The organism is Aquimarina sp. 433 (genome assembly GCF_054054605.1).
The window spans coordinates 1-23,588 of record NZ_JBSWZK010000010.1 but is presented as its reverse complement, the minus strand read 5'-3'; the positions used below and the strand labels follow the sequence as shown (position 1 = coordinate 23,588).

The 23,588-nt window shown below is 35.6% G+C and carries 17 protein-coding genes and 5 tRNA genes; 21 read left to right on the top strand and 1 reads right to left on the bottom strand.

Translation table 11 applies throughout. The features are described 5' to 3' along the window. Positions 1-387 precede the first annotated feature (387 nt). The 20 genes from ACWNT5_RS18750 to ACWNT5_RS18655 all read left to right on the top strand — a co-directional run bounded on the left by ACWNT5_RS18750 (position 388) and on the right by ACWNT5_RS18655 (position 17,751). Positions 388-1,770 (top strand): alpha-amylase, encoded by a 1,383-nt coding sequence (locus ACWNT5_RS18750; protein ID WP_456518237.1) that lies wholly within the window; start codon positions 388-390, stop codon positions 1,768-1,770. A 106-nt stretch (positions 1,771-1,876) separates the two neighbouring features. Continuing rightward, on the top strand, positions 1,877-2,071 hold the full coding sequence (rpsU, locus tag ACWNT5_RS18745) for a 30S ribosomal protein S21 (RefSeq protein ID WP_034242830.1): 195 nt from the start codon (positions 1,877-1,879) through the stop codon (positions 2,069-2,071). A 126-nt stretch (positions 2,072-2,197) separates the two neighbouring features. After that, the gene (locus tag ACWNT5_RS18740; RefSeq protein WP_456518236.1) at positions 2,198-3,088 is read left to right on the top strand and encodes a tyrosine-type recombinase/integrase; all 891 of its coding nucleotides are present in this window, start codon (positions 2,198-2,200) and stop codon (positions 3,086-3,088) included. Positions 3,089-3,155: 67 nt separating this feature from the next. Further along, complete coding sequence (gene hpf / locus ACWNT5_RS18735; protein ID WP_299611135.1) at positions 3,156-3,458, top strand: ribosome hibernation-promoting factor, HPF/YfiA family; 303 nt, start codon at positions 3,156-3,158, stop codon at positions 3,456-3,458. A 101-nt stretch (positions 3,459-3,559) separates the two neighbouring features. After that, a tRNA-Thr gene (locus ACWNT5_RS18730) sits at positions 3,560-3,633 on the top strand. A gap of 122 nt (positions 3,634-3,755) precedes the next feature. Next, positions 3,756-3,838, top strand: a tRNA-Tyr gene (locus ACWNT5_RS18725). A gap of 33 nt (positions 3,839-3,871) precedes the next feature. After that, positions 3,872-3,944, top strand: a tRNA-Gly gene (locus ACWNT5_RS18720). Positions 3,945-4,068: 124 nt separating this feature from the next. Continuing rightward, a tRNA-Thr gene (locus ACWNT5_RS18715) sits at positions 4,069-4,140 on the top strand. Between the two features lie 58 nt (positions 4,141-4,198). Next, complete coding sequence (gene tuf, locus ACWNT5_RS18710; protein ID WP_280931104.1) at positions 4,199-5,386, top strand: elongation factor Tu; 1,188 nt, start codon at positions 4,199-4,201, stop codon at positions 5,384-5,386. A gap of 57 nt (positions 5,387-5,443) precedes the next feature. Then, positions 5,444-5,516, top strand: a tRNA-Trp gene (locus ACWNT5_RS18705). Between the two features lie 93 nt (positions 5,517-5,609). Next, on the top strand, positions 5,610-5,807 hold the full coding sequence (secE, locus tag ACWNT5_RS18700) for a preprotein translocase subunit SecE (RefSeq protein WP_299611130.1): 198 nt from the start codon (positions 5,610-5,612) through the stop codon (positions 5,805-5,807). 5 nt (positions 5,808-5,812) lie between these two features. Then, entirely contained in the window at positions 5,813-6,367 is a 555-nt protein-coding gene (gene nusG / locus ACWNT5_RS18695) for a transcription termination/antitermination protein NusG (protein WP_299611127.1), read from the top strand. 76 nt (positions 6,368-6,443) lie between these two features. After that, the gene (rplK, locus tag ACWNT5_RS18690; protein WP_299611125.1) at positions 6,444-6,881 is read left to right on the top strand and encodes a 50S ribosomal protein L11; all 438 of its coding nucleotides are present in this window, start codon (positions 6,444-6,446) and stop codon (positions 6,879-6,881) included. A gap of 17 nt (positions 6,882-6,898) precedes the next feature. Continuing rightward, the gene (rplA, locus tag ACWNT5_RS18685; protein WP_299611122.1) at positions 6,899-7,594 is read left to right on the top strand and encodes a 50S ribosomal protein L1; all 696 of its coding nucleotides are present in this window, start codon (positions 6,899-6,901) and stop codon (positions 7,592-7,594) included. A gap of 15 nt (positions 7,595-7,609) precedes the next feature. Then, positions 7,610-8,131 (top strand): 50S ribosomal protein L10, encoded by a 522-nt coding sequence (gene rplJ, locus ACWNT5_RS18680; RefSeq protein ID WP_299611119.1) that lies wholly within the window; start codon positions 7,610-7,612, stop codon positions 8,129-8,131. A gap of 68 nt (positions 8,132-8,199) precedes the next feature. Continuing rightward, on the top strand, positions 8,200-8,577 hold the full coding sequence (rplL, locus tag ACWNT5_RS18675) for a 50S ribosomal protein L7/L12 (RefSeq protein ID WP_456518235.1): 378 nt from the start codon (positions 8,200-8,202) through the stop codon (positions 8,575-8,577). Between the two features lie 126 nt (positions 8,578-8,703). Beyond that, a complete protein-coding gene (gene rpoB / locus ACWNT5_RS18670) occupies positions 8,704-12,513 on the top strand; it encodes a DNA-directed RNA polymerase subunit beta (RefSeq protein ID WP_299611113.1) in 3,810 nt (1,269 codons plus the stop codon). 105 nt (positions 12,514-12,618) lie between these two features. Next, a complete protein-coding gene (gene rpoC, locus ACWNT5_RS18665) occupies positions 12,619-16,920 on the top strand; it encodes a DNA-directed RNA polymerase subunit beta' (RefSeq protein WP_456518234.1) in 4,302 nt (1,433 codons plus the stop codon). A gap of 67 nt (positions 16,921-16,987) precedes the next feature. Then, the gene (locus ACWNT5_RS18660; RefSeq protein ID WP_299611107.1) at positions 16,988-17,302 is read left to right on the top strand and encodes a DUF3467 domain-containing protein; all 315 of its coding nucleotides are present in this window, start codon (positions 16,988-16,990) and stop codon (positions 17,300-17,302) included. A gap of 128 nt (positions 17,303-17,430) precedes the next feature. Beyond that, a complete protein-coding gene (locus tag ACWNT5_RS18655) occupies positions 17,431-17,751 on the top strand; it encodes an Mpo1-like protein (RefSeq protein WP_456518233.1) in 321 nt (106 codons plus the stop codon). 158 nt (positions 17,752-17,909) lie between these two features. Here ACWNT5_RS18655 and ACWNT5_RS18650 read toward each other — a convergent pair whose 3' ends face one another. After that, positions 17,910-19,496: a peptide chain release factor 3 gene (locus ACWNT5_RS18650; protein WP_299611101.1), complete on the bottom strand. Its 1,587-nt coding sequence runs from the start codon at positions 19,494-19,496 to the stop codon at positions 17,910-17,912. 316 nt (positions 19,497-19,812) lie between these two features. Here ACWNT5_RS18650 and ACWNT5_RS18645 point away from each other — a divergent pair. Beyond that, the coding region (locus tag ACWNT5_RS18645; RefSeq protein ID WP_456518232.1) for a beta strand repeat-containing protein at positions 19,813-23,588 on the top strand (3,776 nt) is incomplete at its 3' end.

Genomic DNA, 23,588 nt, shown 5'->3' with positions numbered 1-23,588 from the left:
TTTGTATTTTGGCGAAAATGGTTTTCATTTTCCAAAATGGTAATCGATAAGAAGGAGTACAAACCAGCTGTAGAGGCCTAACTGAGATTTGTATTTTGGCGAAAATGGTTTTCATTTTCCAAAATAGTAATCGATAAGGAGATAATTATTAATTATTCTTTAAAGACTTTATAAAATCCACAACGATTGATTAATGAATCAATATCGTTTGTGGATTTTTCTATTTTTTATGTATAAAAATGTGATTTTGACGATAGAGTAGGTGTAATTTTGTGAAAATGTTAAAATTTTATCAACACGAAAACGTTTGAGTGATTATTCAAACGTTTTCGTTCATTGTAAAAACCCTACATTGTGAGCTAGTTAACACAAAAAACACTAATAATTATGAAAACTTTTAAGCTCGTTTATTTTCTACTAGCGATCACATTTCTTTTAGCTTCTTGTGGTAAAGATGAGATTTTAGACAATGTAGAACCCGAATCAGAAAAACCTGAAGAATTAGTTTCTACCAGGGCAGGTCTTAAAACTATTGGTTCTGGAGTAATGATGCAAGCATTTTACTGGGATGTTCCTGCGGGTGGTACTTGGTGGAATGTAGTAAAAGGAAAAGTTAGTTCCTGGAGTGATGCTGGTATAGATGCAATTTGGTTGCCGCCAGTAAGCAAAGCTCAAAACGGTCCTTTTTCTATGGGGTATGATCCTTTTGATTATTATGACTTTGGAGAATATAACCAAATGGGAAGCACAGAAACTAGATTTGGTTCCAGATCCGAACTAGAGTCTCTCATATCTAGAGCACATAATAATGGGTTAAATGTAATTGCTGATATTGTAATTAACCATAATAGTGGAGGTGATTTAGAATCGAATGAATTTGCAGGGAAAGATACATATACCTTGTTTAATCCCATGTCTAATAAGTTCAATAGAACAAAGTATGATTTTCATCCAAATGAAGCATATAATTCGGATAGTGGAATTTTCGGAGGTTTTCCTGATTTAAGTCATAATAAATCATATGTGCAAGATTGGTTGTGGAAAAAGAATAATTCTGTAGCAAAGTATTATAAGAATACGATGGGGTTTGATGGTTATAGATTTGATTATGTGAAAGGTTTTGCTCCTTGGGTTGCTAAAGAGTTTCGTAGATCTACAGGTGTGTTTGGAGTTGGAGAATACTGGGATGGAAATGTAAACACCTTAAAATGGTGGACAGATCAAGCACAAATGTCAGCTTTTGACTTTGGTTGTTACTATAAAATGAGAGATGCTTTTATGGGTAATAACCTAAATGCTCTTAGTGGTGATATGCTATGGAAAAGAAATGCTAGTAGAGCGGTTACCTTTGTGGCAAATCATGATACGGACGAAATTATTAATAATAAATTATTAGCATATGCTTATATCTTAACACACGAAGGATATCCAGCAATATTTTATAGAGATTATGAAGATTGGTTAAGTAAGAGTAAGATGAACAATCTTATTTGGATTCATAATAACCTTGCCGGAGGAAGTACTACTAATTTATGGACAGATAATGATGAGTACATCGCAAGAAGAAATGGAGGTTATGGTAAAAATGGTCTGGTTGTTTATATAAACAATTCTAATTCCTGGAAAGAAAGATGGATTCAAACAAATTGGTCGAGTAGAAGGATAAAGGACTATACGGGTAATTCTAACTGGGAACCAGTAACACAAGGTGGAAGATGGGTAAAAATACAAGCCCCACCAAAAGGATATACGGTGTGGTCTGTAAAATAAAAAAGGGTCATAATTACGCGACTAATTAAAATTATTAAAAAAAGCTTTGTAGATAATACTATTGTAGTATCTTTGCAGCCTAATTTTTAAAGAAAGGAGGTGCACTATGTTAATTATACCAGTTAAAGACGGAGAGAATATAGATAGAGCGTTGAAGCGTTTTAAGCGTAAATTCGACAGAACAGGAACAATGCGTCAGCTTAGAAAGCGTCAGGCATTTACAAAACCTTCTGTGGAGCGCAGAGCTCAGATCCAAAAAGCGCAATATATTCAGCACTTAAGAGATCAAGAGGAAATTTAATTAAAATGTAAAGCGTTGTATTTATTGGCTTTTTAGGAATAATGAGTTAAACTTCGTTTTTTACTATATAAATTTAGACCATTGGGAAATAAAAGTTTTATACTTTTGTTTTTCAATGGTTTTTTTATGTTGATTGAAAAGTTTGTTGATTATCTGCTTTTAGAAAAAAAATACTCCAAGCATACTGTTATAGCTTACCATAAGGATTTAGTGTCTTTCTCAGAATTTTATTTACGAGAATTTGGGGATCAAGATATATCAAAGTCCAATTATTCTCAGATTCGTTCATGGATTGTTAGCTTGGTTGATCAGCAGGTCTCCAATAGAACTATTAATAGAAAGGTTTCTTCTTTAAAAGCTTATTATAGATTTTTGTTGAAATTGGGAGAGATAGAAAAGAATCCTCTGGCGAAGCATCAGGCTCTGAAAGTTTCTAAAAAAATACAGATTCCTTTTTCTGATAAAGAGGTGGATGTAGTCTTAAGTGAGTTAGAAGGGAATGATGATTTTATAAGTGTTAGGGATCGGCTAATTGTTGAGCTTTTTTATGGTACTGGGATTCGTAGGATTGAGTTGGTAGATCTTAAAGTGGGAGATGTAGATTTTATGTCGAAGCAAATAAAAGTGGTAGGTAAAAGAAATAAAGAACGGTATATACCTCTAATCCCCTCGATTCTTCATACGGTAGATAAGTATTTATTGTTAAGAGAAGAAGTGCTTTCTGATCCTGAAGATAAAGCTTTGTTAATTACTCAAAAAGGAGTTAAAATATACGAAACACTTGTTTATCGAATCATAAATAGTTATTTTAGTAAGGTATCTTCGAAGATAAAAAGGAGTCCGCATATACTTAGACATTCATTTGCGACACATCTCCTAGGCGAAGGTGCAGATTTAAATGCCGTAAAAGAATTACTTGGTCATTCTAGCTTGGCAGCTACTCAGGTATATACAAATCAGAGTATAGCGCAGCTTGCAAAAATACACAAGAACTCTCATCCTAGGAATAAAAAGTAAAGTGAAGATATCTAGCTTCCTTCTTTTAGGCTTTTAATATTTTGTTCAACCAATTAAAATAATACCTATGAAAGTAAACTTGCAGTCCGTAAATTTTAATGTAGATCAGAAATTGGTAAATTTTACTCAAGCGAAATTAGATAAGTTAGAAAATCATTTTAGCCGTATAATTTATGCAGATGTTTTTTTGAAAGTTATGAATACAAGCGGAAAAGAAAATAAGATTACTGAAATTTTATTGAGTGTTCCGGGAGACGAGTTTATTATTAAAAAAATAAATAAAACCTTCGAAGAAGGTGTGGATGAGTGTGTTAGTTCCTTAGAAAGGCAACTTCGAAAACGTAAAGAAAAATTAAATGCACATGTTTGATGATTTTTTTTCAAAAAATGTTTTGTGTAATAAATAAATTCTATACATTTGCAGTCCGTTAGAAATAGCGGACTTTTTTATGTTCAAAAACATAGTGAAAAGCCGATATAGCTCAGCTGGCTAGAGCAGCTGATTTGTAATCAGCAGGTCGTGGGTTCGAGTCCCTCTATCGGCTCTTTTAGAGTGGTAATTTTGAAAGAAATTAACGCTTTTAAAATTTAATTTTGAATTGTAAAATATTTGTTTACTTTTGCGCATTCAAAATTGAAAAGTTCAGTATTAAATTAGTGAATTATTGGGGAGATACTCAAGCGGCCAACGAGGACAGACTGTAAATCTGTTGGTTTTTACCTTCGCAGGTTCGAATCCTGCTCTCCCCACACCTTCAATCTTAAATTATTAAGGTTGTAAAAGCGGGAGTAGCTCAGTTGGTAGAGCGTCAGCCTTCCAAGCTGAATGTCGCCGGTTCGAACCCGGTCTCCCGCTCAAAAGCATAGAGCTAATCTTGATGCATTTTTAGCATTGGATTTTTAATATAGAAATAATGATGAATCGGTTTTCTTTCGACATTAAATAAAGAAGTCTGGTTTATCATTCTGTACTTTAAAAAGCCGGTGTAGCTCAGGGGTAGAGCGTTTCCTTGGTAAGGAAGAGGTCACGAGTTCAAATCTCGTCATTGGCTCTTAGTTCAGAAGCATTAATTGAACACTAATATATAACTAAGATTAAATAAATTAATTATGGCAAAGGAAACTTTTGATCGTTCCAAACCGCACTTAAATATTGGTACTATTGGACACGTTGATCACGGTAAAACAACTTTAACTGCTGCGATTACTAAAGTATTAGCAGATGCTGGTCTTTCTGAGGCTAGAGATTTTGATACTATCGATAACGCTCCAGAAGAAAAAGAAAGAGGTATTACTATTAATACATCTCACGTAGAATACCAAACAGCTAATCGTCACTACGCACACGTTGACTGTCCAGGTCACGCCGATTACGTAAAGAACATGGTAACTGGTGCTGCTCAGATGGATGGTGCGATCTTAGTGGTTGCTGCTACTGATGGACCAATGCCACAAACTCGTGAGCATATCCTATTAGGACGTCAGGTAGGTATTCCAAGAATCGTTGTATTCCTTAACAAAGTGGATATGGTAGACGATGAGGAATTATTAGAATTAGTAGAAATGGAAGTAAGAGATCTTCTTTCGTTCTATGAGTATGATGGAGATAATGGACCTGTAGTTGCTGGTTCTGCTCTTGGTGCTCTTAACGGTGAGCAAAAGTGGGTTGACACTGTGCTTGAGTTAATGAAAGAAGTAGATGCTTGGATCGAGGAGCCATTACGTGAGATCGACAAAGATTTCTTAATGCCAATCGAAGATGTATTTTCTATTACTGGTCGTGGTACTGTAGCAACAGGACGTATCGAAACTGGTATTGCTAACACTGGAGATCCTGTAGAGATCATCGGTATGGGAGCTGAGAAGTTAACTTCTACTATTACAGGTATCGAGATGTTCCGTCAGATATTAGATAGAGGAGAAGCTGGTGATAACGCAGGTATCTTATTAAGAGGTATTGAAAAGACTCAGATCTCTCGTGGTATGGTAATTACTAAGCCAGGATCTGTAACTCCACATAAAAATTTCAAAGCTGAGGTGTATATCCTTAAGAAAGAAGAAGGTGGACGTCACACTCCATTCCATAATAACTACCGTCCTCAGTTCTACGTACGTACAACTGACGTAACTGGAAACATTGCGCTTCCTGATGGAGTTGAGATGGTAATGCCTGGAGATAACTTAACAATTACTGTTGAGCTTATTCAGCCAATTGCAATGAATGTAGGTCTTCGTTTTGCTATCCGTGAAGGGGGTAGAACAGTAGGTGCTGGTCAGGTAACCGAAATTTTAGACTAAATAATATATAGATATAAGGAAAGGTATTCGTTACGACGAATACCTTGACTTATGTATACGGGTTTAGCTCAGTTGGTAGAGCACTGGTCTCCAAAACCAGGTGTCGGGAGTTCGAGCCTCTCAACCCGTGCAATAACAATATTAAGATCTTGTGTTTTTAGCATAAGGTTTCTATAATGAATTTAATAATGACAATTTTGTTGTCATTTTAAAGAACAATAAGATGGCTGGATTAATAAATTACATAACGGAATCGTATAATGAGTTGAAAAACCATGTAACATGGACACCATGGGCTGAGGCACAGAGGTTAACTTTAGTTACTATAGTTTTTTCAGTTATTTTTTCTTTAGCTATCTGGGGAGTAGATACATTGTTTGGCAATCTTATAGAGTATTATTTTACGTTAGTTAAATCTTAATAACAATGGCTGAGGTAAGTAATACAAAAAAGTGGTACGTTGTTCGTGCTGTAAGTGGTCAGGAAAATAAGGTAAAAGACTATATAGAAAGAGAGATTGCTCATTTAGGTATGGAGGATTATGTTTCTCAGATTTTGGTACCTACTGAAAAAGTTGTTCAGATTCGTAATGGAAAGAAAATAAACAAGGAAAGGGTTTACTTTCCGGGTTATGTAATGATAGAAGCTAATTTATCGGGAGAGATTCCGCATATTATTAAGTCTATAAATGGTGTTATTGGTTTTCTTGGTGAAGTTAAGGGAGGTGATCCTGTTCCTTTAAGAAAGGCAGAGATTAACAGAATGTTAGGTAAGGTTGATGAGCTCGCTGTTAAAACTGATAATGTTGCTATTCCTTATACGGTTGGAGAAACTGTAAAGGTAATAGATGGTCCTTTTAACGGGTTCAACGGATCTGTGGAAAAGGTGAATGAAGAGAAGCGTAAGCTTGAGGTAATGGTGAAGATTTTCGGTAGAAAGACACCATTAGAGTTAAGTTATATGCAAGTAGAAAAAGTATAGTAATTGTTACATTATATATCTGAATTGTTCTTATTGCTTCCACTTTATAGAACGATTCTAATTTAAAATTAGAAAAATGGCTAAAGAGATAAGTAAGGTTGTAAAACTTCAGGTACGTGGAGGAGCGGCTAACCCATCCCCACCAGTTGGACCTGCTTTAGGTGCTGCCGGAGTTAATATCATGGAATTCTGTAAGCAATTCAATGGTAGGACACAAGATAAAGCTGGTAAAGTATTACCAGTAGTTATAAGTGTTTACAAAGACAAATCTTTTGACTTTGTAATTAAAACTCCTCCAGCAGCAGTTCAAATACTGGAAGCAGCAAAAACAAAGAAAGGTTCAGGAGAGCCAAACCGTAAAAAAGTAGCTAGTGTTACTTGGGATCAAGTTCGTACGATCGCAGAAGATAAAATGCAAGATTTAAATGCATTTACTGTTGAGTCAGCTATGAAAATGATTGCTGGTACCGCTCGTTCAATGGGTGTTAACGTAAAAGGAGATGCTCCTTTTTAATCCAAAACGTGTAGAAAATGGCAAAAGTAACTAAAAAGCAAAAAGAAGTTAGAGCTAAAGTAGATAAGAATAAAGCTTATTCATTAGATGAGGCTTCTGCTTTGGTAAAAGAAATAACAAACGTAAATTTTGATGCTTCTGTAGATTTAGCAGTACGATTGAACGTAGATCCGCGTAAAGCAAATCAAATGGTGCGTGGTGTGGTAACTTTACCTCACGGAACAGGAAAAGATGTTAAAGTTCTTGCGTTAGTAACTCCAGATAAGGAAGCTGAAGCGAAAGAAGCTGGAGCAGATTTTGTTGGTTTAGACGAATACCTTGATAAAATCAAAGGGGGATGGACTGATGTAGATGTTATCATCACAATGCCTAGCGTAATGGGTAAGTTAGGTCCATTAGGTAGAGTTTTAGGGCCTCGTGGTTTAATGCCTAATCCAAAGACCGGAACTGTAACTATGGATATTGCTAAAGCTGTATCTGATGTAAAAGCTGGTAAGATTGATTTTAAAGTAGATAAGACAGGAATTGTACATGCTGCAATAGGAAAGTCTTCTTTCTCTGCTGATAAGATCGCTGGAAACGCAAAAGAGTTATTGACAACATTAGTAAAGTTAAAGCCTGTAGCTGCTAAGGGGACATATATAAAGTCAATTTATATATCATCTACTATGAGCCCTGGTGTAGAGATTGATTCTAAAAACTTTGCTGGGTAATTAAGAAACACGATTATGACAAGAGAAGAAAAATCACAAGTAATTGAAGACTTAACTGCTCAGTTAGCTGAAAATTCTAATATTTATTTAGCAGATATTTCAGGATTAGATGCAGGTACAACGTCGAACTTACGTAGAGCTTGTTTTAAAGCGAACGTATCATTAAAAGTAATTAAAAACACACTCCTTGCAAAAGCAATGGAGAATTCAGATAAGGATTTTGGAGAGTTACCAAATGTATTAAAAGGTAACACCTCTATAATGTTCTCTGAAACTGGTAACGCACCGGCAAAGGTAATTAAAGAGTTTCGTAAGAAATCAGAAAAGCCTTTATTAAAAGGAGCTTTTGTAGAAGAAGCAATTTTTGTAGGTGATGAAAATCTTGAAGCGCTTGTTAATATCAAGTCTAAAGAGGAAGTTATCGGAGATATTATTGGCTTGCTACAGTCTCCAGCTAAGAATGTTATTTCGGCATTAAAGTCTGGTGGAGGTACGATAGCAGGTATCCTTAAAACATTATCCGAAAAAGAAGGATAATCTAAGCGTGTACGCACTTTTTAACAAATTATATTTCAATTAAAAAAAATTATTTAAAACGATAGAAAATGGCAGATTTAAAAGAATTCGCAGAACAACTAGTTAATTTAACAGTAAAAGAAGTTAATGAATTAGCTGATATATTAAAAGAGGAGTATGGTATCGAGCCTGCTGCTGCTGCTGTAGCTGTTGCTGGTGGTGGTGCTGCTGGTGGTGGTGATGATGCAGAGGAGAAGTCAGAGTTTGACGTAATCCTTAAAGCTCCAGGAGGTGCTAAGTTAGCTGTTGTTAAGTTAGTAAAAGAATTAACTGGTCTTGGTCTTAAAGACGCTAAAGGATTAGTTGATGGTGCTCCAAGTGCAATTAAAGAAGGAGTAGCAAAAGACGAAGCAGAAGCTCTTAAAGCTCAATTAGAAGAGGCTGGAGCTGAGGTTGAGCTTAAGTAAGCTTACCAAATATTGACATAGAGGTTTAGACCTGGAGAATTTTCTCTAAGGTCTAAACCATTTTGCGTATATAACTATTAGGTTACTTACGCCATTTTTTAAATTTTAATTTAATTCCGTCCATTGATGTTAGCAACGCAAACTGAAAGATTGAATTTTTCTTCCGTAAAGAATAGACCAGAATATCCGGATTTTCTTGATATTCAGATCAAATCTTTTCAAGACTTTTTTCAATTAGAAACAAAGTCCGAAGAAAGAGGAAATGAAGGTCTTTATAATACCTTCATGGAAAACTTCCCGATTACGGATACACGTAATCAATTTGTACTAGAATTTTTAGACTACTTTGTAGATCCACCAAGATATGATTTACAAGAATGTATTGAAAGAGGACTTACGTATAGTGTTCCTTTAAAAGCACGTTTAAAACTTTTCTGTACGGATCCTGAACATGAGGATTTTGAAACTATAGTTCAGGATGTTTATTTAGGTACTATTCCTTATATGACACCTAGTGGTACATTTTGTATCAATGGTGCAGAACGTGTTGTTGTATCGCAATTACACCGATCTCCTGGTGTGTTCTTTGGACAATCATTCCATGCAAATGGAACTAAGTTATATTCTGCAAGAGTAATTCCTTTTAAAGGTTCTTGGATAGAATTTGCTACAGATATCAATAGCGTGATGTACGCATATATTGATAGAAAGAAAAAATTACCAGTTACGACGCTTTTCCGTGCGATAGGTTTTGAAAGAGATAAAGATATTTTAGAAATTTTTGACCTTGCTGAAGAAGTTAAAGTATCCAAATCTGGATTGAAAAAAGTATTAGGTCGTAAATTAGCTGCACGTGTTTTAAATACTTGGCATGAAGATTTCGTAGATGAAGATACTGGAGAAGTTGTTTCTATAGAAAGAAACGAGATCGTTTTAGATCGTGATACTATTTTAGATAAAGATCACCTAGATGAGATTGTAGATTCTGGAGCTAAAACTATTTTACTTCATAAAGAAGACAATCAAAAAGGTGATTATGCTATTATTCATAATACACTACAAAAAGATCCTACTAACTCTGAAAAAGAAGCAGTAGAACACATATATCGTCAATTACGTAATGCAGAACCGCCTGATGAGGAGACTGCAAGAGGTATAATTGACAAATTATTCTTTTCTGATCAACGATATAACCTTGGTGAGGTTGGACGTTATAGAATGAATAAAAAGTTAGGTCTTAATATCGAAATGGATAAGCAAGTACTTACCAAAGAGGATATTATTACTATTATCAAATACTTAATCGAGTTAATTAATTCTAAAGCTGAGATAGATGATATCGATCACCTTTCTAATCGTCGTGTTAGAACAGTAGGAGAACAATTATCACAGCAATTTGGTGTTGGTTTAGCGCGTATGGCTCGTACGATCCGTGAGCGTATGAATGTTAGAGATAATGAAGTTTTTACACCAATTGACTTAATTAATGCAAAGACATTATCTTCTGTAATTAATTCATTCTTCGGAACGAATCAGTTGTCTCAGTTTATGGATCAAACAAATCCATTAGCAGAGATTACTCATAAGCGTAGACTTTCTGCTCTTGGACCTGGAGGTCTGTCTAGAGAGAGAGCTGGTTTCGAGGTTCGAGATGTTCATTATACGCATTATGGTCGTTTATGTCCTATCGAAACTCCAGAAGGACCAAATATTGGATTAATTTCTTCACTTGCGGTATTTGCAAAAGTAAATTCTATGGGATTCCTAGAGACTCCATATAGAAAAGTAGAAGATGGAAAAGTTGATTTAAGTGAATTTAAATACTTAAGTGCCGAAGAAGAAGAAGAAAAATTAATCATGCAAGCCAATCTTCCATTAAAAGAAGACGGTACTATAGAAAGTGATAAGGTGATTGCTCGTATGGAAGGTGACTTCCCTGTTATCGAGCCAGGTAACGTAAATTATGCCGATGTTGCACCTAATCAGATTGCTTCTATTTCTGCTTCGTTGATTCCTTTCTTAGAACATGATGATGCAAACCGTGCTTTGATGGGATCAAACATGATGCGTCAAGCAGTTCCATTATTAAGAGTTGACGCGCCAATTGTAGGTACTGGATTAGAAAGACAAGTTGCTTCCGATTCGAGAGTATTAATTAATGCAGAAGGAGAAGGAGTTGTAGAGTATGTGGATGCACAAAAAATTATCATTAAGTACGACCGTACGGAGGAAGAGAGAATGGTAAGTTTTGATAGTGATTCTAAAACATATAACTTAATTAAATTCCGTAAAACTAACCAAGGGACTTCTATCAATCTAAAGCCAATTGTTAGAGCTGGAGATAGAGTTACTAAAGGTCAGGTTTTATGTCAAGGTTACGCTACAGAAAATGGAGAGCTTGCATTAGGAAGAAATATGAAAGTAGCCTTCATGCCTTGGAAAGGATATAACTTTGAGGATGCGATTGTAATTTCTGAAAAGGTAGTTAGAGATGATATCTTTACTTCTATCCATATAGATGAGTACTCATTAGAAGTTCGAGATACCAAATTAGGTAATGAGGAGTTGACTAATGATATTCCAAATGTTTCTGAAGAAGCGACTAAAGATCTTGATGAAAATGGAATGATCCGAGTTGGTGCAGAAATCAAGCCAGGAGATATTCTTATAGGTAAGATTACACCAAAAGGAGAAAGTGATCCAACACCTGAAGAGAAACTTCTTAGAGCTATTTTTGGAGATAAAGCAGGAGATGTAAAAGATGCCTCATTAAAAGCTTCACCATCATTACATGGAGTTGTAATAGATAAAAAGTTATTCGCTAGAGCTATAAAAGATAAGCGTAAGCGTTCACAGGATAAAGAAGATATTTCAATATTAGAAAGATCTTATGATGCTAAGTTTGCTCTTCTTAAATCTGAGTTAGTTGATAAACTATTTGTAATTGTTGGAGGTAAAACTTCACAAGGAGTTATCAATGATTTAGGAGAAGAAGTACTTCCTAAGGGTAAGAAGTTTACTCAGAAAATGCTTAACAGTGTTGATGATTATGCACATCTTACTAAAGGAACATGGACAACTGATGACCATCTAAATAAAATGGTTGCAGATTTGATCCATAATTTTAAGATCAAAGAAAATGATTTACAAGGTAACCTACGTAGAGAGAAGTTTACGATCTCTGTTGGGGATGAATTACCTTCTGGAATTATAAAACTAGCTAAAGTTTATATCGCTAAAAAACGTAAGCTTAAGGTAGGAGATAAGATGGCAGGTCGTCACGGTAACAAAGGTATCGTAGCAAGAATCGTAAGAGAAGAAGATATGCCATTCTTAGAAGATGGAACACCTGTAGATATCGTATTAAATCCACTAGGGGTACCTTCTCGTATGAATATTGGTCAGATCTACGAAACCGTATTAGGTTGGGCAGGTCAAAAATTAGGTAGAAAGTATGCTACTCCAATTTTTGATGGTGCTTCACTAGATCAGATTAATGAGTTTACGGATGAAGCAGGTATACCAAGATTTGGGCATACATATCTGTATGACGGTGGTACGGGAGATCGTTTTGATCAGCCGGCAACTGTAGGTGTGATCTATATGCTTAAGTTAGGGCATATGGTTGATGATAAAATGCACGCACGTTCTATCGGACCATACTCGTTGATTACTCAGCAACCACTTGGTGGTAAGGCACAGTTTGGAGGTCAGCGTTTTGGAGAGATGGAGGTATGGGCTCTGGAAGCATATGGAGCTTCTGCAACCCTTCGTGAGATATTGACTGTTAAATCTGATGATGTTATTGGAAGAGCTAAAACATACGAAAGTATCGTAAAAGGTGAGCCAATGCCAGAACCTGGATTACCAGAATCATTCAATGTATTAATGCATGAATTGAAAGGTCTTGGTCTGGATATCAGATTAGAAGAATAATAATAAGTAAAACTTTTTTCCCTGGATTTTATATCTGGGGAGAGGTTTTTCTAACGAGTTATTATTCAAATTTAAATTACAATAATTCTTAAGTAACCATATATTATGGCAAGAAATAATGATAAGAATACAGTAAAGAGATTTAATAAAATCTCTATTGGTTTGGCATCTCCAGAGTCAGTTTTAGCTGCATCTCAAGGAGAGGTTTTAAAACCTGAAACTATTAATTATCGTACTCACAAACCTGAGCGTGATGGTTTGTTCTGTGAGCGTATTTTTGGTCCTGTTAAGGACTTTGAATGTGCTTGTGGTAAATATAAGAGAATCCGTTATAAAGGAATCGTATGTGATCGATGTGGTGTAGAGGTAACGGAAAAGAAAGTTCGTAGAGATCGTGTAGGGCACATCAACTTAGTGGTTCCTGTAGCACACATTTGGTATTTCCGTTCTTTACCTAACAAAATAGGATATTTATTAGGGCTTCCTTCTAAGAAGCTTGATATGATAATCTACTACGAAAGATATGTAGTAATTCAACCTGGTATTGCTAAGAATGAAGAAGGTGAACCAGTTCAGAAAATGGATTTCCTTACAGAAGAGGAATATTTAAATATATTAGATAGTCTTCCGCAGGAGAATCTATATTTAGATGATACGGATCCAAATAAATTTATCGCTAAGATGGGGGCTGAATGCCTTATCGAAATCTTAAAGAGAATCGATCTTGATGAATTATCTTATGAGTTAAGACATAAAGCGAATAACGAAACTTCTAAGCAGCGTAAGACAGAAGCTTTAAAGCGTCTACAAGTTGTAGAGTCGTTACGTGATGCAAATAAAAATAGAGAAAATCGTCCTGAGTGGATGATTCTAAAAGTGGTTCCTGTAATTCCGCCAGAATTACGTCCATTAGTACCATTGGATGGAGGTCGTTTTGCTACTTCTGATTTAAATGATTTATATCGTCGTGTAATCATACGTAATAATCGTTTAAAGCGTCTTATGGAAATTAAAGCTCCAGAAGTAATCTTACGTAATGAGAAGCGTATGTTACAGGAGTCTGTAGATTCTTTATTTGATAATACACGTAAAGCATCTGCTGTAAAAACAGATTCTAACAGACCATTGAAATCTTTATCAGATTCTTTAAAAGGTAAGCAAGGTCGTTTCCGTCAAAACTTATTAGGTAAGCGTGTGGATTATTCAGCACGTTCTGTAATTGTGGTAGGGCCAGAGTTAAAATTATTTGAGTGTGGTTTACCTAAGAATATGGCGGCAGAACTATACAAACCATTTGTGATTAGAAAATTAATCGAGCGTGGTATTGTAAAGACAGTTAAGTCAGCAAAGAAAATTATAGATAGAAAAGAGCCTGTTGTTTGGGATATCTTGGAAAATGTTCTTAAAGGACATCCAGTATTACTAAACCGTGCTCCAACGCTTCACAGATTAGGTATTCAGGCTTTCCAGCCAAAACTTATTGAAGGTAAAGCGATTCAGTTACACCCATTGGTATGTACGGCATTTAATGCAGATTTTGATGGTGACCAGATGGCGGTACACTTACCTTTAGGACCTGAAGCTATATTAGAAGCTCAGTTATTAATGCTTGCTTCTCATAATATTTTGAACCCTGCAAATGGTTCTCCAGTTACCGTACCTTCTCAGGATATGGTACTTGGGTTATATTATATGACAAAATCACGTAGATCGACTCCAGAGTTAGTAATCAAAGGAGAAGACCTAACATTCTATTCTCCAGAAGAAGTAATTATAGCTTATAACGAGAAGAGACTTGATATCAATGCTAACATTAAAGTTAGAACTAAAGATATCGATGAGAACGGTGAGCTGGTAACTAAAATTATAGAAACTACTACAGGTAGAGTTTTATTTAACGAAAAAGTACCAGAAAAAGCTGGATATATTAATGAGGTTTTAACTAAAAAATCATTGAGAGATATTATCGGAGGTATTTTAAAGGTAACTAGTGTTCCTGAAACTGCAATATTCTTAGATGAGATTAAGACGTTAGGATATGAGTTTGCATTTAGAGGAGGTTTATCGTTTAGTTTAGGAGATATTATTATTCCTGAAGAAAAGCATAAAATGATCGCTGATGCTAATGGTCAGGTAGATAATATTGTGGCTAATTATAACATGGGTCTTATTACAAATAATGAGCGTTATAATCAGGTTATTGATATTTGGACCTCTACCAATGCGGAATTGACAGAATTGTCGATGAAACGTATTAGAGAAGATCAGCAAGGATTCAACTCAGTGTATATGATGCTTGATTCTGGAGCAAGGGGATCTAAAGAGCAGATTAGACAGCTTACTGGTATGCGTGGATTAATGGCGAAACCTAAAAAATCTAATTCTGCAGGTGGTGAAATTATTGAAAACCCAATTCTTTCTAACTTTAAGGAAGGTCTTTCAATTCTTGAATACTTTATCTCTACACACGGTGCTCGTAAAGGATTAGCGGATACGGCATTAAAAACTGCAGATGCTGGATATTTAACACGTCGTTTAGTGGATGTTGCACAAGATGTTATTGTTAATATCGAAGATTGTGGAACGTTAAGAGGAGTAGAGGTTACAGCTTTAAAGAAGAACGAAGAAATTATAGAAGGTTTAGCTGCTAGAATTACAGGTAGAACTTCATTAGTGGACGTAATTAATCCATTGACTCAAGAAGTACTTGTAGAAGCAGGAGTAGAAATTGATGATGCTACGGCAAAAATCATCGAAGATTCTCCAGTAGAATCTGTAGAAGTTCGTTCAGCTCTTACTTGTGAAGCAAAGAAAGGAATCTGTGTAAAATGTTATGGACGTAACTTAGCTACAGGAAAAACGGTTCAAAGAGGTGAAGCGGTAGGTGTTGTTGCTGCACAATCGATTGGAGAACCTGGTACTCAGCTTACACTACGTACATTCCACGTGGGAGGTATTGCAAGTAACATTTCTGAAGAAAATCAATTAAAGACCAAATTTGCTGGTAAAGCAGAGATAGAGGAACTAAAGACTGTAAAAGGTGAAGATTCCGAAGGTAATGAGATTGATGTAGTAATTTCTCGTACTTCTGAAGTTAAGATTGTAGACCCTAAAACTAAGATAGTACTTAGTACGAATTTGATACCATATGGATCACAGTTGTTTATTAATAGCGGTGATATGGTTGAAAAAGATCAAAGTATCTGTCAATGGGATCCATATAATGGTGTAATTATTTCAGAGTTTGCCGGTAAGGTGAAATATGAAAATGTAGAACAAGGTGTTACTTATCAAGTAGAAATAGATGAGCAAACCGGATTCCAAGAAAAGGTAATCTCAGAATCTCGTGATAAGAAAAAGATTCCTACCCTTCTTATAATGGGAAGTGGTGATGAAGTACTTCGTTCTTATAACCTTCCAGTAGGTGCACACCTTATGGTAGATGATAACGATAAAATTAAGGTTGGTAAGATCTTAGTAAAAATACCACGTAAGTCTGCAAAAGCAGGGGATATTACAGGAGGTCTTCCACGTGTAACAGAATTATTCGAAGCACGTAACCCTTCTAACCCAGCTGTTGTTAGTGAGATTGATGGTGTAGTTTCATTTGGTAAAATCAAGCGTGGTAACCGGGAAATTATTGTAGAATCAAGAATTGGAGAGATTAAGAAATATCTTGTTAAGTTATCGAATCAAATTCTTGTTCAAGAGAACGATTTTGTACGTGCAGGAATGCCATTATCTGATGGTTCTGTGACTCCAGAAGACATTTTGAAAATTAAAGGACCTTCTGCAGTACAGCAATATTTGGTGAATGAAGTACAGGAAGTATATCGACTACAGGGTGTGAAGATTAATGATAAGCACTTTGAGGTGGTAGTACGTCAGATGATGCGTAAAGTAAGAATCCAAGATCCAGGAGATACTATTTTCTTAGAAAACCAATTAGTTCATAAATCTGACTTTATTCAGGAGAATGATGCTATATTTGGAATGAAAGTAGTTGAAGACGCTGGAGATAGTGAAAACTTGAAGGCTGGACAGATTGTTTCACCGAGAGATTTGAGAGATGAAAATTCTATCTTACGTAGAGAAGATAAGAACTTAGTAGAAGCTAGAGATGTTACTCCTGCAACTGCAACTCCAATACTTCAAGGTATTACAAGAGCGTCACTTCAGACTAAATCATTTATTTCTGCAGCATCCTTCCAGGAAACGACAAAGGTTCTTAACGAAGCTGCCGTAAGTGGTAAAGTTGATGATCTAGAAGGATTAAAAGAGAACGTAATCGTAGGACATAGAATACCTGCCGGAACAGGTATGAGAGACTACGAAAGTATTATCGTAGGTTCCAAAGAAGAATTCGAAGATCGAATGGAGCAACGACAAGAAGTAAATTATAATTAAAATATGGAAAGCCTGCCAATTGGCAGGCTTTCTTTTTTATATCCATTATTTTATAAAGAAATATAAAATGGCAGATCAAAAAAACCAAAAACAAAATCAATTAAATATAGAGTTAGATGATGCAGTAGCTGATGGAATATATAGCAACTTGGCAATTATAAACCATTCGGTGTCAGAATTTGTTGTTGATTTTGTAAATATTATGCCTGGTAGACCTAAGAGCAAAGTGAAGAGCAGAATTATATTAACTCCACAACATGCAAAACGTTTATTAAAAGCATTAGGTGATAATGTAGCTCGATTTGAAGCAGCACATGGAGAAATAAAGGACTACGAGCAACCGCCAATTCCTCTGAATTTTGGACCTACAGGACAAGCATAAAAAAATATGTGTTTATAATAAATAACCCACTAGTTTTATAATTAGTGGGTTATTTATTATAAACACAACCTTGATATGGATATATTTTTTTAGTATCTTAAACACTCTTTATGGCTAATTAGTGAGATATGTCCGATCGAATTAAAACTTATTCTGAATTTTATAAATTCTATCTTAGTGAACATCAAAATAGAACAAGTAGAACGCTCCATTTTATTGGTACTTTTTTAGTTTTTATAATAATTGGTGTAGCTATTTATTACGGTTGGGGTTGGAAATGGTTTTTAGTTCCAGTGGTAGGATATGGTTTTGCTTGGGTAGGTCATGTGTTTTTCGAAAAAAATAAACCAGCAACATTTAAGTATCCGTTGTGGAGCTTATTGTCAGATTTTAAATTGTTTTTTGAAATTCTAATCGGAAAACGTGCTTTCGATAATTCGAAAGATTAATATTTGATTTTGTTATTGATTTTTTTAAAATCATAGATTTTAATTATCACTCATAGTAAATCGAATTCTATAAACTCTCTTTAATGAGTTTTAATTTTTTAAGAATGGTAATCTTAAGGTTGCTTAGAGAAAACTCTGGAAAACTACTTAAAATCGATTTAAAACTCAGAAGTAAAATGAAATGTAATAGAAGGATACTTTTGTTGCGTCATTTGTAAACTAAATGAAGAATCAGCAAGAAATACGAGTTGACCTTGTTTGTCCTTTGCTAAAAACTTGCCTTTAACTCTTTTGAAATCTTTGAATTCGTCATTATTTTCATCTTCGGCATCTACCCAACATGCTTTATGAACATTTAGATTTTCGTAAGTACATTTAGCACCATATTCATGTTCTAATCTATATTGAATTACTTCGTATTGTAAAGCTCCAACAGTTCCAATAACTTTTCTGCCATTTAATTCTAATGTGAATAATTGAGCTACGCCTTCATCCATTAATTGATCAATACCTTTTGCTAACTGTTTGGATTTCATAGGGTCAGCGTTGTTGATGTATCTAAAATGCTCAGGAGAAAAACTAGGAATACCTTTATAGTTCAGTTTTTCACCAGTGGTTAATGTATCTCCAATTTTAAAATTACCCGTATCATGTAGCCCCACAATATCTCCTGGATAAGATACATCTACGATTTCCTTTTTTTCTGCGAAGAATGCATTAGGACTAGAAAATTTTAATTTTTTATTATGTCTGGTATGTAAATAAGGGACATTTCTTTCGAAAGTTCCAGATACAATTTTTATAAAAGCTAAACGATCTCGATGTTTTGGATCCATATTTGCATGAATCTTGAATACAAAACCAGTAAAGTCTTTTTCGTCAGGCTGTACTATTCTAATATCACTCTCCTTAGGTCTCGGAGTTGGAGCAATGGATATAAAACAATCTAATAATTCACGAACACCAAAGTTGTTCAATGCAGATCCAAAAAAGACTGGTTGCAACTCTCCTTTTTGATACAAATCTTGTTCAAAATTAGGGTAGATACCATCCACTAATTCGATTTCTTCTCTCAAGGTTTCCGCAGCATCTTCTCCAATCAACGTGTTTAATTCTGCCGAATTTAGATCAGATATCTCAGTAGTTTCTTCAATGTTTTTTCTGCTATCTCCACTAAATAAGTTTATGTTTTTTTCCCAGATATTGTATATTCCTTTAAAATCATATCCCATACCGATAGGGAAGCTTAGAGGAGTAACCTTTAACCCTAATTTTTGCTCCACTTCATCTAGAAGTTCAAAAGCGTCTTTCCCTTCACGATCTAATTTGTTGATAAATACGATCATAGGGATATTTCTCATTCGGCAAACGGAAACAAGCTTTTCAGTTTGTTCCTCTACCCCTTTTGCTACATCGATTACCACAATAACACTATCTACAGCTGTTAGAGTTCTAAATGTATCTTCAGCAAAATCTTTATGACCTGGTGTATCTAAAATATTGATTTTTACGCCTTGATATTCAAAAGCTAAAACAGAAGTTGCCACAGAAATTCCTCTTTGACGCTCAATTTCCATAAAATCACTAGTGGCTCCTTTTTTAATTTTATTAGATTTTACCGCACCAGCTTCTTGGATGGCTCCACCAAATAAAAGTAATTTTTCAGTTAATGTGGTTTTTCCCGCGTCTGGGTGAGAAATGATACCAAAGGTTCTTCTTCTGTTGATTTCTTCTGAGAATTTCATTGTCGTTCTATTGCTAAAGTTTGCAAATATACTATATATATGAACAAAGAATAAAAAAGTGACTTTCAAGATATGAAAATAGAATTATTGTTTTTTTCATGTGTTTTACGGCTAAAAATTGTGTATTTCATCGAAAAAATAAAAAAAACAAGGGAAAATAGATGCTAAAATTATAAATGTATCGCCATATTTGTAAAAGGTCTTAATTACGGCAAAACCGTAATTTTGGTTAAAATTTATGAAATAAAAAGTATTATAAGATACTTGTAAAAGCGATACCCAGTTGTTTTTTCAAGTTTTTGTAAACCATCGTCATATGAAAAAAATTACCCAAGTCTTGTTGGGCCAAAAAGGAGTTGTATTCCTTATGGCCTTAATGTTTTTATTCACCTATAACAATATCTTTAGTCAAGAAGGTAAAGATGGTGATCTTACAGTAACTACTGCCAATACAATTTTAAATACCTATAGTCCAGTCACCTCGGATATTTCTGCAGGTGATACCACTATCGACGTAAATGATGTAGCAGCAGATCTAGGAGGATTAGTTAGTGGTGATCTCGTTTTAATTTATCAGGCACAAGGAGCAACTATTAATACCACTAATACAGTTAGTTATGGTGATATAACCGACTATGGGAGTTCGGGTCTTTATGAGTTTGCTTACGTTTCTTCCACAGCGATCAATACGATCACATTAACTTGTGCTATAGCGAATTCATATTTTGTAGCAGGGAGAACACAGGTTATTAAAGTTCCACAATATAATGTACTAACCATTGATGCTGGTGCATCCGTTACTGCTTTACCTTGGGAAGATTTTGCGGGTAGTAGACGTGGAGGAGTAGTTGTAATTACAGCAACTACTATAAACATTAATGGAGATATAGATGCCTCTGGTCTTGGGTTTAGAGGTGGTCAGGTCGATAATACTACTTCAACAAACGGAGCTACTGTTGTTAGTGATTTTGTTTTTTCAGTTGCGGGTAATGGTGCTGAAAAAGGTGAAAGTATTGTTGGTTATCAGACGGATTATGATGCATTGGGAGGAAGATATGGAAGGGGAGCTCCTGCTAATGGTGGAGGAGGAGGAAACTCTCATAACTCCGCTGGAGGAGGAGGTTCTAATGGAAATAATGGGAATATTTGGTTTAATGGAGCAGGAGTTATGTGTGCGGGATGTACAGGAGCTGCTGCTTGGACTTTAGACCCAGACTATATAGCAAATGGAAATGCTCTTACCACTTCTTCAGGAGGAGGAAGAGGAGGTTATTCTTTTGGATCTAGTAATCAAAATGCTTTAACAGTAGCTCCAGGTAACAGTGCTTGGGGAGGTGATCATAGAGACGCTGTTGGAGGATTAGGAGGAAGACCACTAATCGCAAACGAACAAAACAGAATATTCCTCGGAGGAGGAGGAGGAGCTGGAGATAGAAATAATAGTGCTAGTCAGGATGCTGCCAATGGAGGTGGTATTATTTTGTTAGGTGCAGATACTATCACAGGATCTGGTAATATTATTACAAACGGAGCTGATGCCTTACCTACAGTACCAAATCATAATGATGCACCTGGTGGAGGTGGAGGTGGAGGTAGTATTGTTTTACGTGCCGCTTCGATCGCTAATTCTTTGACTTTAAGTGCTAATGGTGGTAATGGTGGAAATCAATTGATTACCAATAACGAGAGTGAAGGTCCTGGAGGTGGTGGTGGAGCTGGTTTTGTAGCTATTTCTGCAGGTACGCCAACGATTAATATCAATGGTGGTTCAAATGGTATTACGAATAGTGGTGCCTTAACAGAATTTCCAGCAAATGGAGCGACAGAAGGTGCTAACGGAGAGTTTGTTACCGGTATCAATAGTAGTGCTATTACTTGTTCTAATCCAGGTACAATTAGCGGATTGGTATATAATGATGCGGATGGTAATGGTGTACAAGGTGGTGGAGAATCAGGTATAGGAAGTGTTACCATAGTAATTACAGATGTAAATGGAAATACGCAAACGATACAAACAAATCCTGATGGTACTTACACGGCTACGTTGCCGCCAGGAAATGCTACAATTGATGTTTTAGATTCTGATACAGATTTACCAACAAATGCGGTTCAAACGGAAGGAGATGACCCTACAAGTATCACAGTTGTCGCGGGTACAAATACGGCATCAACTCCTGATGGTTTTGTAATAGATACAGATGGGGATGGTATTGGAGATCCTTCGGATAATTGTCCGGTAGTTTCAAATGGAGATCAAACGGATACAGATTCTGATAACGTAGGAAATAGCTGTGATAATGATGATGATAATGATGGAATTCTAGATACAGATGAAGGGCTTAATTGTGCTGCATCTGATATTAATGTAGGTACGGCTCCAACAGGTAATCAAAATGGAGTAGGTTCTATTAGTGATATTTATGATTTTGATGGAGTAGATGTAGATGTTACAACTACAATTAATCAGGTAAATGGAGGTTCTTTAAATATACTAGAGGTTGAGGATACTACAACTTTGAGAATTCAGGGAGAAGAAATAGATGATGGAGCATCAGAAAGTTTGGTATATACGTTTACGTTTAGCGAAGCAGTAAATGGTGTTAAGTTTAGATGGTCTGGTATTGATCAAGGAGATAATGTAACAGTTACAGCAGCTGGACCAAATGTGCAGAGTATTTCATTAGGGTCTCTAATGGGAGCCACCACTTTTCCAAATAGTGATTATACTATCGCTTCTGGAGGTGCGTCTCATATCATAACGAGTAATAATACTTTATCTCCAACCATAACTTCTTTCACAAATGGTTCTGGTGATACATCATTAAATTATTCTGATATAACCATAGAAGGATTAGTTACATCTTTTTCGATTACTACAAATAAATTTAGACAAGATGGGGATATAACAAATAATGGACTTATTACTTTCCTATTTTCTAATTTTACATATTGCACATACGAAGATGCTGATGGAGATGATATTCCTAACCATTTAGATTTAGATTCAGATGATGATGGTTGTAGCGATGCAAATGAGGCTTATAATGATGCGAATGCAGATGGTGGTGATGGTGGTCAGTTTGGTACAGTAGACCCTGCAAATGTGGATGCGAATGGGCTTGTTACAGAAACAGGTGTTGATTATACCTTGGGAACGAATACTAATGTTACTGCGGGAGGAGTTAATATTTGTACAGCTCCAGCACCAGTTACATTGCACCAAAATCCAGCTTGTACGGACACGGTATATAATTTAATATGGGATGGATTTGCTCCTAATGGAATTGATGAGTTTGATTGGACACCAGATGGAGCTTTAACGAATACTTTTAATGATGTTGATGGTTCAGGAATAAATATAACACATACTTTTTCTGGAGAAACTGGAACCCTAGGGACTTGGCCTACAACTGGGTCTACTCAAAGTCCTTCCGTAGATTCTAATGGTTCTGGAAATCTAGCCGATGAAGTATTGGAGTTTTTTACCACAGGTTTCGGAACTACTGGAATTACGCAAACGATAACATTTAGCACAGATATATATTCTGTAGGATTTGATTTATACCATATAAATTCAAATGGTTCTGGTAGTGGGGATTTGTTTACAGTAACTGCTACTGATGGTGCTGGAAATACAATTTTTCCAACATTTACAGATTCAGGAACACCTTCATATACATCCAATGGAGCTAATGGACAAATAGATGCAACTGGAAGTTCTGTTGCTAATGATAATGATCAAATAGGTGTTAATTTTGAAGATTTAGATGGAATAGCAAGTATTACAATTGTATGGCAAAACTGTTCTACTTGTAATACAGGAGCGCAACATGGTTCTGCTATTGGTGGTTTTGATTTTTGTACAGAGATTCCAATCGTTGTTAGCATCGACGATATTACAGTTGCGGAGGATGTAGGTGATGCTACGGTTACGGTAAGCTTAAATATACCAAACGCGACAGACACAGTTATAGATATAGTTACTACAGATGGTAGTGCTAGTGAGCCAGGTGATTATACAGAGGTTATTACTACGGTTACGATTCCAGCGGGATCGACTAGTGTTACTGTTGATGTTCCTGTTATCGATGA